The organism is Streptomyces sp. NPDC051909 (genome assembly GCF_040681095.1).
GTDB lineage: Bacteria > Actinomycetota > Actinomycetes > Streptomycetales > Streptomycetaceae > Streptomyces.
Window position 1 is genome coordinate 112,579 of sequence record NZ_JBFAYA010000013.1, and the last position, 11,796, is coordinate 124,374.

Annotated in this window: 12 protein-coding genes; 7 read left to right on the top strand and 5 right to left on the bottom strand. The window is 73.4% G+C overall.

Annotated features, from left to right (window positions below; translation table 11 throughout):
* Nucleotides 1-198 precede the first annotated feature (198 nt).
* From AB0M18_RS21730 to AB0M18_RS21740, 3 genes are read left to right on the top strand one after another with little or no spacing between them, the layout of a single operon-like run.
* Nucleotides 199-1,482, top strand: a complete 1,284-nt coding sequence (locus AB0M18_RS21730) for a hypothetical protein (RefSeq protein ID WP_365760393.1) — start codon at nucleotides 199-201, stop codon at nucleotides 1,480-1,482.
* A gap of 18 nt (nucleotides 1,483-1,500) precedes the next feature.
* The gene (locus AB0M18_RS21735) at nucleotides 1,501-2,253 is read left to right on the top strand and encodes a hypothetical protein (protein WP_365760395.1); all 753 of its coding nucleotides are present in this window, start codon (nucleotides 1,501-1,503) and stop codon (nucleotides 2,251-2,253) included.
* A gap of 29 nt (nucleotides 2,254-2,282) precedes the next feature.
* On the top strand, nucleotides 2,283-2,774 hold the full coding sequence (locus tag AB0M18_RS21740) for an LURP-one-related family protein (protein ID WP_365760397.1): 492 nt from the start codon (nucleotides 2,283-2,285) through the stop codon (nucleotides 2,772-2,774).
* 13 nt (nucleotides 2,775-2,787) lie between these two features.
* Here AB0M18_RS21740 and AB0M18_RS21745 read toward each other — a convergent pair whose 3' ends face one another.
* A complete protein-coding gene (locus tag AB0M18_RS21745) occupies nucleotides 2,788-4,101 on the bottom strand; it encodes an aminotransferase class I/II-fold pyridoxal phosphate-dependent enzyme (protein ID WP_365760399.1) in 1,314 nt (437 codons plus the stop codon).
* A 73-nt stretch (nucleotides 4,102-4,174) separates the two neighbouring features.
* On the opposite strand from AB0M18_RS21745, the gene AB0M18_RS21750 reads away from it, so the two are divergent.
* Together AB0M18_RS21750 and AB0M18_RS21755 are read left to right on the top strand one after the other, a co-directional pair.
* A complete protein-coding gene (locus AB0M18_RS21750; RefSeq protein WP_365760401.1) occupies nucleotides 4,175-5,653 on the top strand; it encodes a PLP-dependent aminotransferase family protein in 1,479 nt (492 codons plus the stop codon).
* Nucleotides 5,654-5,675: 22 nt separating this feature from the next.
* Complete coding sequence (locus AB0M18_RS21755) at nucleotides 5,676-6,287, top strand: hypothetical protein (protein ID WP_365760403.1); 612 nt, start codon at nucleotides 5,676-5,678, stop codon at nucleotides 6,285-6,287.
* Nucleotides 6,288-6,363: 76 nt separating this feature from the next.
* On the opposite strand, the gene AB0M18_RS21760 is transcribed toward AB0M18_RS21755, so the two are convergent.
* Nucleotides 6,364-7,155: a carbon-nitrogen family hydrolase gene (locus tag AB0M18_RS21760; protein WP_365760405.1), complete on the bottom strand. Its 792-nt coding sequence runs from the start codon at nucleotides 7,153-7,155 to the stop codon at nucleotides 6,364-6,366.
* Nucleotides 7,156-7,327: 172 nt separating this feature from the next.
* Between AB0M18_RS21760 and AB0M18_RS21765 the strand changes: the two genes are divergently transcribed.
* Entirely contained in the window at nucleotides 7,328-8,155 is an 828-nt protein-coding gene (locus tag AB0M18_RS21765) for a maleylpyruvate isomerase family mycothiol-dependent enzyme (protein WP_365760407.1), read from the top strand.
* A gap of 15 nt (nucleotides 8,156-8,170) precedes the next feature.
* On the opposite strand, the gene AB0M18_RS21770 is transcribed toward AB0M18_RS21765, so the two are convergent.
* Nucleotides 8,171-9,466, bottom strand: coding sequence for an MFS transporter (locus AB0M18_RS21770; RefSeq protein WP_365760409.1), 1,296 nt, complete (start codon nucleotides 9,464-9,466; stop codon nucleotides 8,171-8,173).
* Nucleotides 9,463-10,143, bottom strand: a complete 681-nt coding sequence (locus AB0M18_RS21775; RefSeq protein ID WP_365760411.1) for a GntR family transcriptional regulator — start codon at nucleotides 10,141-10,143, stop codon at nucleotides 9,463-9,465. Before AB0M18_RS21775 ends, AB0M18_RS21770 begins: the two co-directional genes overlap by 4 nt.
* A 171-nt stretch (nucleotides 10,144-10,314) precedes the next feature.
* Here AB0M18_RS21775 and AB0M18_RS21780 point away from each other — a divergent pair, with 171 nt between their 5' ends.
* Nucleotides 10,315-11,526, top strand: coding sequence for an acyltransferase (locus AB0M18_RS21780; RefSeq protein WP_365760413.1), 1,212 nt, complete (start codon nucleotides 10,315-10,317; stop codon nucleotides 11,524-11,526).
* 5 nt (nucleotides 11,527-11,531) lie between these two features.
* Here AB0M18_RS21780 and AB0M18_RS21785 read toward each other — a convergent pair whose 3' ends face one another.
* Nucleotides 11,532-11,789: a hypothetical protein gene (locus AB0M18_RS21785; protein ID WP_365760614.1), complete on the bottom strand. Its 258-nt coding sequence runs from the start codon at nucleotides 11,787-11,789 to the stop codon at nucleotides 11,532-11,534.
* Between the last annotated feature and the right edge of the window lie 7 nt (nucleotides 11,790-11,796).

Below are 11,796 nucleotides of genomic sequence, written 5' to 3' on the forward strand. Positions count from 1 at the left end.
ACATGCGCTCCTCTTTCTGGTAATGCGCCGCTGACGAACACATTCCGCGCCGGACGGGTGAATGCGGGGTCCGGGCGGGGTGGGTGGGGCGTGTCTTGGGGGGTGGGGGTGGGGGCGGGGCGGACAGCATGGGGCGGCGGAACGATCATCCGACCATTCGGCCGTTCGGTTCTTCGGCTGCTGGGAGAGGGAGGCGTCATGCGGGGTCGGCACGCGCCACCGGCGCTGTTAGTGCTCTCGCTCCTTCTGGCGCTGTGCCCGCAGACCGCGAGCGCGGGCGGCGCCGGGGCGAACGCGCTCGGGATGAGCATCACCGTGAACACGGTGCCGGCCGGGGCCGGCGTCGTGGTGCGGACCGGTGGGTACGTGGTGAAGCGGTACCGGCTGGTCAACCGGGGCGAGGCCGATCTGTACGCGGTCGGCGTCGACGATCCGGGCGTGCCCGGCGGCCGGGCGAGCTGCCCCCGGCGCACGCTCGGCGCCCTCCGGTCGATGGTGTGCACCGCCCGCTTCCGCGCCCGGCCCGGCCGCCACGCCGGGACCGCCCGGGCCACCGGCGACATCCCCTCCCTGGGTGAGCGGGCCCGCGCCACCGCCCGTTCCGGTTACGAGGGCGTGGCCGGTGCGCTCGCCCTCGCCGAGGCGGTACGGGTCGGGCAGAGCGGCTCCGTGGGCACCGCCACCGTCCGCTACACGGTCGCCAACCGCGGCAACCGCCCCGTGCACGCCCTCCGGCTCACCGACCCCGCCTTCGGCGCCGGGCCCGGCGGCCTCGTGTGCACCCTGCCCGAGCTGGCCCCCGGCGCCTCCGCCGGCTGCGCGGCGACCGTACGGCGCGGGCCCGGCGCCTACCGCAGCGCGGGCCTCGCCGAGGGCACGGACCGGATCACCACCCTCGGCGAACACGGCGAACGCCTCCCTCCCCCGCCGCTCACGGCGCACGCCTCGGCCACGTTCCGGGTGGCGGCCCCGCCGGCCCCACCCGCGCCGCGGACCTCACCTGCGCCGCCACGAGCGGGGCCACCGGCATCGCGCCCGGCCCGGACGCCACCGGTCCGTACGACACCGCCCGCCACAGCCGGGGCGATCGCCGAGGCCGTGGCGGCGGCCGCGGCCGAAGGGGCGGCGGCCGCGGAAGCCGCCGCCGAGGCCACCGAGGCCGCCGAGGCCACCGACGCACTGGCCGGTGCCGCGCTCGGCGCGGTCGCCGGCGGAGCGCTGCCCCCGGCCGCCGCCGGCACCGGAAACCCCGCCTCCCCGGCACCCACCGCCCAGGCGCCCGCCGAGCAGGCCCCCGCCACCCGGCTCCCCGCCGTCCGGCCCCCGCCCGCGCGGGTCACCGTCGCCGACGACGAGGGCCTGCTGCCCCGGTTGCAGCGCCGCTCCCGCGAACTCCCGCGCCTCGGCGTCGTCCTGACCCTGCTGCTGATCCTGATCCCCGCCGCGATCGCGGCCGTCCTCCTCGGCAACCGCCACACCTGAGCCCTCCTGAGAGACCTCATGGCCCTGCTGGAAACCCTCGCCGTCGTCTTCGCCGTCGCCCTGGTCGCCGCCGTCGCCGTGTACGTCAAGACGAAGCTCTTCCCGCTCCGCGAGGGGGAGGAGGTCCGCGAGGACGTCGCCGAGTACATCTCGATGATGGTGTCGGTGTTCTACGCCCTGGTGCTCGGCCTGTGCCTGGTCTCCGTCTGGGACAACCGCGCCGCCGCCGACGACCGGGTCCAGGCCGAGGCCAGCGCCCTGCACCAGACGTATCTGCTCGCCGACGCCCTGCCCGCCGAGCAGCGCGGACCGCTGCGGGAGGCGGCCCGCTCGTACGCCACCCATGTCGTGGACGTCGAGTGGCCGCTGATGGCCGAACGCGCGCCCCTCGGCGACGAGGGCTGGACGCTGCTCGACCGGCTGCGCACCGCCGGCGAGCTGCGCGGGCGCGGCACCACCGCCCAGCAGATCGCCGCGCAGGAGGTGCTCGCGCAGGTCGGGTACGTGGACGACGCCCGGCGCGGCCGGGAGGCGGCGGCCGAGGAGCGCCTGTCCGTGGTCCTGTGGGCGGGCCTGGTCATCGGCGGGGTGCTGACCGTGGCCTTCATGTTCCTCTTCGGGCTCAACCGGAGCAGTACCCATGTGATCCTCGTGATGGGCCTGTCCGGGTTCATCGCCTTCACGGTGCTGCTGATCCATCAGCTGGACACGCCGTTCGGCGACCCCCTCGGCGTCGGCGCGGACCCGTTCACCCGCTACTTCATGCGCTGAAGCCCTGTCGGCGGGGAAGGCATTCCCCCATGAAATACCTGGTACGGGACAAGATCTTCGCCATCGGCGACGACTACTGGATCGAGGACGAGCGGGGCCGGCACGCCTTCCTCGTCGACGGCAAGGCGTTGCGGCTGCGCGACACCCTGGAGCTGAAGGACCCCGACGGGCGGGTGCTCGTCACCCTGCGGCAGAAGATGTTCAGCCTGCGGGACGCGATGACGATCGAGCGGGACGACCGCCCGCTCGCCACCATCCGCCGCAAGCGCCTCTCCCTGCTCCGCAATCACTTCCGCGTCACCCTGGTCGACGGCACCGGACTCGACGTCAGCGGCCGGATCCTGGACCGGGAGTTCACCGTCGAGTACGACGGCGAACTCCTCGCCCACATCTCCCGCCAGTGGTTCCACGTCCGCGACACCTACGCCGTGAACGTGGTCCGCGAGGACGCCGACCCGGCGCTGCTCGTCGCGGTCGCGGTGTGCGTGATCCGGATGGCCGAGCGGGAACGGGAGGACTGAGACCGGCCCCGCGTCACACAGCCTTGGCGAGGGCCTGTTCCAGGGCCTGCTCCAGGTCCGCCCACAGGTCCTCGACGTGCTCGATGCCGACCGAGAGGCGCACCGTGCCCGGCCCGATGCCGGCCGCGGCGAGTGCCTGCTCGTCGAGCTGCCGGTGGGAGGTCGACGCGGGGTGCATCACCAGGGTCTTCACGTCGCCGAGCGAGACGCTGAGCGAGGCGAGCCGGACGGCCTCGACGAACGTCCGGCCGGCCTCGCGGCCGCCCGCGAGGTCGAGGGAGACCACCCCGCCGCCGCCCCGCGGCAGCAGCCGGGCCGCGATCTCGTGGTCCGGGTGCGAGGCCAGGGCAGGGTGCCGCACGGCGGCGACCGCCGGGTGGGCGGCGAGGCGGGCGGCCAGGTCGGCGGCGCTCGCGCTCTGCCGCTCGACGCGCAGCGGCAGGGTCTGCAGCCCGCGCAGGGTCAGCCAGGCGGCGAACGGGTCGGTGACCGCCCCCTGTTCGACCGCGTGCTCCCGCACCCGGCGGTGCAGGACGGTGTCGCGGAAGACGGCGATGCCGCCGAGGACGTCGGCGTGCCCGGCGAGGTACTTGGTCGCCGAGTGCACGACGACGTCCGCGCCGTACGACGGGATCGGCCGGCACAGCAGCGGCGAGGCGAAGGTGTTGTCGACGACCGACGGCACCCCGGCCTCCCGCGCCACCGCGATCAGCGCGGGCAGGTCGGAGACCCGGGTGGTGGGGTTGGCGATGGTCTCCAGGTAGAGCAGCGCGGTCCCGGGCCGCAGCGCCGTCCCGGGCCGCAGCGCCGCGCGCACCTCGTCGGCGTCGGTCCCGGAGACGTACGTGACCTCGACGCCCCAGCGCGCGGCGAGGTCGGTGAGCAGGGCGTAGGTGCCGCCGTACAGGCAGCGCTGGGCGACGACGTGCCCGCCGCTGGAGAGGAGGGCGAGCAGTACGCCGTTGATGGCGCCCATCCCGGAGGCGTACGAGAGCGCGTCGGCGCCGCCCTCCAGGCGGGCGACCGAGGTCTCCAGGGCGCGGACGGTGGGGTTGCCCATGCGGCTGTAGAGGAACTCGTCGGGGGAGCCGAAGGCCTCGGCGAGCGCGTCGGCGCTGTCGAAGGCGAAGACGTGGTTCTGGTGGATGGGCACGCCGAGCGGCCGGCTGCCGCGGATCTCCGGCTGGGACGCGTGGACGGCGAGCGTCTCGGGACGGGTGGACTCGGGACGGGTGGACTCGGGACGGGCTGACCCGGGACGGGTGGACTCGGGCCGGGCTGACCCGGGACGGTGGTCGGCTTGATTCAGCTGCGTGTCGGCGGTCATGACGGACAGTCTGGGGACGGAGCGCTTGCGTCCACAGGACCAATCCCGGCAGATTGGTCCGCCGATGGATCCAATGACGCCTTCTCTGCCGGAACTCGTCGCCCGGCTCGGCCGCTGGTCGGCCGGCCGCGGCCCGCTCTCTCTGCTGCTCGCCGCCCGGATACGCCAGTTGGTCGACGAGGGCATGCTGCCGCCCGGCGCCCCGCTGCCGCCGGACCGACGGCTCGCGACCGCGCTGTCGGTGGGGCGGACGACGGTGGTCGCCGCGTACGAGACGCTGCGCCAGGAGGGGCGTCTGGTGCGCCGGCAGGGCAGCGGCACACGGGTGGCGCCGACCGCGCTCGCCCCGCCGCCGCCCGGGGCGCCGCGGGTCACGGAGACGTCCAACCCGATGTTCCTGCATCTGCTCGAACCCTCCGACGACGTGCTGCTGCTCAGCTGTGCCGCACCGCCCGCCCCGCCGCCCGCGCTCGCGGAGGCGTACGCGCGCCTCGAACTCCCGGCGCACGACCTCGGCTACCACCCGGCCGGGCTGCCCGCGCTGCGGTCGGCGATCGCCCGCCGCTACGAGCGGCGGGGCGTGCCGACCGACCCGGCGCAGGTCCTGGTCACCACCGGCGCCCAGCAGGCCATCGGGCTGCTCACCCGGCTGCTCGTGGCGCCCGGCGACGGCGTTCTCGTGGAGGCGCCGAGCTATCCGGGGGCGCTGGACCTGTTCCGGGAGGCGGCGGCCGTGCCGCACCCGGTGCCGGTGGGGCCGGACGGCCTCGACGTGGCGGAGGCGGTCCGGGTGATGGAACGTCACCGCCCCGCCCTGGCCTATGTGATCCCCCGCTTCCACAACCCGACCGGCACCGTCCTGCCGCCGCTCCTCGGACGGCGCCTGGTCGTGGCGGCCGAGGAGCACGGCGTACCGCTGATCGACGACGAGGTGTTGGCCGAGCTGGGCTTCGAAGACTCCGGTGCCGGTCACGAGGGGCCGCCGCCGCTCTCCTCGTACGGTACGGAGGTCATCGGCGTCGGCTCGCTCAGCAAGGCGGTCTGGGGCGGCCTGCGGATCGGCTGGGCGCGCGGCCCGGCGCCGTTGATCGCCCGCCTGGCCCGGCTGAAGGCGCTGCACGACCTCGGCAGTGACGTCCCTTCCCAGCTGGTCGCGGCCCGGCTGCTCGACGGCTTCGCACCGGTGCTGCACTCCCGGCTGGCCGAGCTGCGCGCCGGGCACGCCCACCTGCGGGCCGAACTGGCCCGCCGGCTCCCCGACTGGCACTGCCCGCCGGCCGCCGGCGGCCAGACGCTGTGGGTCCGCCTCCCGTACGGCGACGGCGTGTCCTTCGCCCAGACCGCGTTGCGCCACGGGGTGGCCGTGCTCCCGGGCTCGACCATGGACGCCCTCGGCGGCAGCACCCGCCGGCTGCGGCTGCACTTCCTGCTGCCGCCCGCCACCCTCACGGAGGCGGTGTCCCGGCTGGCGTCGGCGTGGGCGGAGTACGCGCCCGGGGTCGAGGTCCGGGCCGCGAGCGGACCTGCCGCCCTGAACGCCATCACCGTCTGAAGGATCCGAAGGAGCCGTATCCGTGCACACCACCGTCACCCCCTTCACCCTCGCCCCGTGGAAGGAGGGCAGGCGGCCCGACGTCCGCTCCGGGTGGCGGGGCACGTCGCCGGAGTTCGGGGAGATCGTGCTGACCTGCCCGCTGCCGCGGGTCGTCCCGGAGTCGGTGGTCTCGGAGGCGCGGGGCGGGCTGCTGCCGGTCACCACCTTCGAGTCGCGCGGGATCCACGTCGAGAACCTGCGGCTGCCCACCCTCAACCGGGCCACCCTGCGGGTCGGCGACCGGCATGTGTACCTGGCCCGCAACCGGATCGGCGCCACCCTCGTCCAGCGCGCCCTGCAGCTGCGGCACGCGGGCGACGCGTACCGGCTCGCCGCCCTCGACCGACGCGGCTACACCCTCACCCGGGCCGCCGACGACGAGGACCCGGGCGTCACCGTGACCGTGCGGGAGTCGGGGCGCGGGAAGGGCGCGCGGCTCGCGGTACGGGCCGAGGGCGGCCGGGCGGAGGCCGCGGACCTGGCGCTCGCGCTGATCTTCGCGGGCGTCGACCGCTCGGCCCTGACGCGGGTGGGTGCGGTGAAGGCGGGGGCGCGCCGGGTGGCCGAGCTGTGGGCGGAGGCCTCGTACTGAGGCCTGGCACGCCCCGTACCGAGACCCCGTAACGAGACCCCGTACCGAAGCCTCCCGCCCGGGCCCTGACGTCGCCTCAGCGGCCCAGGACCCGGTCCTTCAGGGCCGGGAACTGCTCCCGCGTCCGCGTCACCTTCGCCGGGTCGAGGTCGACGCGCAGGATCTCCTCGCCGGGTCCCGCCTCCGCCAGGACCTCGCCCCAGGGGTCGACGACGATCGAGTGCCCGGCCTGCTCGACGCCCGCGTGGGTGCCGGCGGTGCCGCAGGCGAGCACGTACGCCTGGTTCTCGACCGCGCGGGCCCGCGCGAGCAGCGTCCAGTGCGCGCGGCGCCGGGCGGGCCAGCCGGCCGGGATCACGAAGGCCTGCGCGCCCGCGTCGACCAGGCCGCGGAAGAGCTCGGGGAAGCGCAGGTCGTAGCAGGTGGCGACGCCGACGGTGAGCCGCGGCAGGTCGACGGTGACCAGGTCCTCGCCCGCCGCCATGAGGACCGCCTCGCCCTTGTCGAAGCCGAAGCGGTGGATCTTGCGGTAGCTCGCGGCGAGCTCGCCGTCGGGGGAGAAGACGAGCGAGGTGTTGTAGAGGGCGGGGGTCCCGAGGGTCCCGACGGCCTCGACGATCGAGCCGGCGTGCAGCCACACGTCCGCGTCCCGCGCGGCGGCGGACATCGCCTCGTACGTGGGGCCCTTCAGCGGCTCGGCCTCGGCGGCGAACGCCTCGTAGGCGAAGGCGCCCATCGGCCACAGCTCGGGGAGGACGACGAGATCGGCGGCGCCGCGTTCGGCGCGCACCAGGGCGGCGACCCGCTCGCGGCGGCTCTCCACCGATTCGTCCGAATCTACTGCGATCTGGAGGAGCGAGGCGCGCACACTACCACCGTCCTGGCATTCGAGCCGTCAACACCGGCCTACGATCGTCACCTGAAAGCACTGCCGGGGTGCCTTCGGGCAGCGTAACTTAGCGTCCGAGCCTCCCACGCAGTCATGTTTTCAGCCCGCTTGCCGCTCCAGCCCGCGTATCGAAGAACCGCCGAGGGGTCCCGTGACCGTCCATCCCAGCCTCCAGAACTACGCCGACGCCTGGACCCACTCCATCGAAGCGATAGCCGAGCTGGTGCAGCCGCTCGTCGAGGGCGAGTGGAACCGCGCCACGCCGTGCCCGGGCTGGTCGGTCCGCGACATCGTCTCCCATGTCATCGGCATGGAGACCGAGATGCTCGGCGACCCGCGCCCGATCCACAGCCTGCCCCGCGACCTCTACCACGTGCGCAGCGACTTCAGCCGCTACATGGAGATGCAGGTCGATGTGCGGCGGCACCACACGGCGCCGGAGATGACCTCGGAGCTGGAGTACATCCTGATCCGCCGGGCGCGCCAGCTGCGCAACGAGACCCGGCAGCCCGACGCCATGATGCGGGCCCCGCTCGGCGCTCAGCAGACCCTGGAACTCGCCTACCGGATGCGCGCCTTCGACTGCTGGGTGCACGAGCAGGACCTGCGCACCGCGCTCAACGCGCCGGGCAACCTGGACTCCCCCGGCGCGTACATCGCCCGCGACGTCCTCCTGGAGGCGCTTCCCCACGTGGTCGCCAAGGAGGCGGGCGCGCCGGCGCCCTCGGCGGTCGTCCTGGACGTGACCGGCCCGGTGGAGTTCCTACGCACGGTGCGCGTCGACGCCGAGGGCAACGGCTCGATCGACGGCGCGCCCTCCCTCGGCCCGGCGGTGACGCTGGCGACCGACTGGGAGACCTATGTGCGCCTGGCCTGTGGCCGGGTCCGCCCGGCGGATGTCGCCGACCGGGTGAAGACGGAGGGCGACGAGGCGCTGGCGGAGGCGATCCTGGCGCACTTCGCGGTGACGCCGAACTAGGAGTACCGGCGGTCTCTATACGGGGACGTGCACGGTCTCGACGCGGCTGGCGACGAGGCGTTCGCGCTCCCGGCGTGCGCTGGCGGACTTGAGCCGGAGGATCTGGACGACCCCGAGGGCCTCCAGGACGAAGACGGAGGAGAACGCGATCCGGTAGTCGTCGCCGGTCGCGTCGAGCAGCACGCCCACGGCGAAGAGCGTGGTCATGGAGGCGACGAAGCCGCCCATGTTCACGATGCCGGAGGCGGTGCCCTGGCGCTCGGGCGGGTTGGCGGGGCGGGCGAAGTCGAAGCCGATCATCGAGGCGGGTCCGCAGGCGCCGAGGACGGCGCACAGGGTGATGAGCAGCCAGATCGGGGCGCGGTCGCCGGGGTACGCGAGGACGGCGGCCCACAGCAGGGCGGTGGCGGCGACCGTGCCGAGGGCGAGCGGGGCGCGGGCGGCGTGGTGGCGGGCGATGATCTGCCCGTAGGCGAGGCCGACGGCCATGTTGGACAGCACCACGAGGGTGAGCAGTTCTCCGGCGGTCCCCCGGGCGAGCCCCTGGTCCTCGACGAGGAACGGCAGGCCCCACAGGAGCAGGAAGACCATCGCGGGGAACTGGGTGGTGAAGTGCACCCACATGCCGAGCCGGGTGCCGGGCTCGCGCCAGGACTCGGCGATCTGGCGGCGTACGAACGCGGCGCCGGCGTGTGTGGCGGGCGCGGGCTCGTACCCCTCGGGGTGGTCCTTCAGGAACAGCAGGAGGAGGACGAGGACGACCGCGCCGGCGAGGGAGCTGCCGACGAAGGTGGTGGTCCAGCCCAGGCCGTGCAGGGCGCGGGAGAGGAAGATCGTCGAGACGAGGTTGCCGGCCATGCCGAAGAGGGCGGCGACCTGGGCGACCAGCGGGCCGCGGCGGGCCGGGAACCAGCGGCTGCCGAGCCGCAGCACGCTGATGAAGGTCATCGCGTCGCCGCAGCCGAGGAGGGCGCGGGAGGCGAGCGCCATGGGGTACGAGGGGGAGAGCCCGAAGCCCAGCTGGCCCAGGGTGAACAGCAGGACGCCGATGGTCAGCACCTTCTTGGCGCCGAGCCGGTCGACCATGAGGCCGACGGGTATCTGCATGCCGGCGTAGACGAGCAGCTGGAGTATGGAGAAGGTCGACAGGGCGGAGGCGTTGACGTCGAAGCGGTCGGCCGCGTCGAGCCCGGCGACGCCGAGCGAGGTCCGGAAGATGACGGCGACGAAGTAGACGGCCACGCCGACGCCCCAGACGAGGGCGGCGCGCCGGCCGCCGGGCGGGTCGCCGGGCAGGGACGGGGCGCTCACCGCACCTCACCCCGTGCGAGCACCTTGACCCAGCTGAGGTGCTGGCGGACGCAGTGCGCGGCCCCCTCGGCGTCGCCCGCTCTGATCCGGTCCAGGATCTCCTCGTGCTCGGCGATGTTCTTGGCGATCCGGTCGGGCTGGGACTGCATCACGGCGACGCCCATCCGCAGCTGCCGGTCGCGCATCTGGTCGTAGAGGCGGGCCAGGATCTGGTTGCCGGCGTGCTTGACGATCTCGGCGTGGAAGCAGCGGTCGGTGACGGCGACCTCGGCGAGGTCCCCGGCCTCGGCCCGCCGCTTCTGCTCCTCGAGGAGCTCCTCAAGGCGTGCGACGAGCCGGGCCGGCGCGGGCACGGCCCGCCGCACCGCGAACTCCTCCACCAGCAGTCGGGTCTCGACCACATCCGCGATCTCCTGCGCGGACACGGCGAGCACGAGCGCGCCCTTCTTCGGATAGAGCTTGAGCAGCCCCTCCATCTCCAGCTTCAGCAACGCCTCCCGCACCGGCGTCCGCGACACCCCCACGGCCAGCGCCAGCTCCCCCTCGGTGAGCAGCGTCCCGCCCTCGTAACGCCGGTCGAGCACGGCCTGCTTGACGTGCATGTAGACCCGGTCGGCGGCGGGCGGCTGCTTCACGGGTGCAAGGGTCGGCCCCGTACTGACGGGTGCTGATGGCATGCGCACAGCATAGATACAAGTGGGGTGCAACAGGCAGACCCCTTCCGCGATGCGGACACACGGCGGGCCCACGGGTGACCAAGGACACTGTCAGGCGACTGTGAGGAACCCATGCGCGGGCTGTTACGGTCGGCGGGAAAAAGAATCGTGCTAGCGGAGGGGGCCCGCGCCATGTCCGGACGGCAGGCAGCCCGGAGATCGACGGCGTCGGCGCCACGGCTCGTCGCACTGGACGGGGTGCGGATCACCGCGGCCCTGATCGTGGTCCTCTACCACTACGTCGGGCTGAACTCCGCCTGGGGCAGGAACAGCGGGCACATCTTCCCCACCCTGCACCCCTTCGCGGTGTGGGGCTGGCTGGGCGTCGAGATCTTCTTCATCGTCAGCGGCTTCGTGATCTGCATGAGCGCCTGGGGCCGCACCGTCGGCGACTTCGCCGTCTCCCGGGCGTCCCGGCTGTTCCCCGCCTACTGGGCGGGCATAGCGATCACCGCGCTGGCCCTGTGGATACTTCCCGAGCTGCCGGAGCTCAAGAAGATCGAGCAGTGGAGCGACATCCTGGTCAACCTGACCATGATGCAGAGCGGTCTCGGTGTCCCGAACCTGGATCAGTCGTACTGGACCCTGTTCGTGGAGTTCAAGTTCTACGCGCTCTTCGCGATCGTCGTGCTCTGCGGTGTCACGTACCGCAACTGCATCCTCTTCTGCAGCATCTGGACGCTGGCCGCGGTCGCCGCGCCGACCACCGGCTTCAAGCTGCTCCACTTCTTCGCGGTGCCGCACTACGCGCCGTACTTCATCGCCGGCATCGCCTTCTATCTGATGCGCCGCTACCGCCCCACCCCCCTGCTGTGGGGCATCGTCATCATCCAGTTCCTGCTCGCCCAGCACTACGTGCGCGGCCGGATGAACACGAACCTCGGTACCCACCTCTCCGAATCGCTGCCGACCTGGCCCGCGCGCCTGATCCTCCTGCTCGGCTTCCTCGCGATCGCGGCGATCGCGCTCGGCCTGTTCGACCGGATCCAGTGGCGCTGGCTGACCACCGCGGGCTCGCTCACCTACCCGCTGTACATCATCCACATGGCGCTCGGCATCGCCGTGATCCACCACTTCCGCGACCGGGTCGCGCCCGCCCCCCTCGTCGCCTCCGTCGTCCTCGGCATGCTGATCCTGGCCTGGCTGATCCACCGCTTCGTGGAACGCCCCTTGTCGCAGCGCATCCGCTCCGGCCTCAAGCGCGGCATCCAGGAGATCCGTCTGAACACCCCGGCGCCGCGGCAGGCCGCCACGGCCTCCCCCGCGGACGCCCCGGCCGCTCGGCCGGTCCTTCCCGAGCGGGACATGGCCCGGGCCGGAGACCACCCGGTCTCTCGCATCTGACGAGGTCAGACGGGCGGCAGCAGGTCGCTCTCGCTGATGGTGCAGGTCAGCGGCGGATAGCGGAAGTCCGTTTCGTCGTTCTCGCGGCGGCGCAGTCGGGAGCGCGAGCAAGAGGTTCCGGCATCAACGGTGCGGGCTTCCGCCGGCTCGGTTGTGTCCGCCACGCCCTGCCCCCCGTTCTCCGCCCGGGCCGTGGAGACGATCGTATCCGCGACGCAGAACACCCGGTCGGGGACGGATTCGTCCCCGACCGGGTGTTTCACGTGAAAC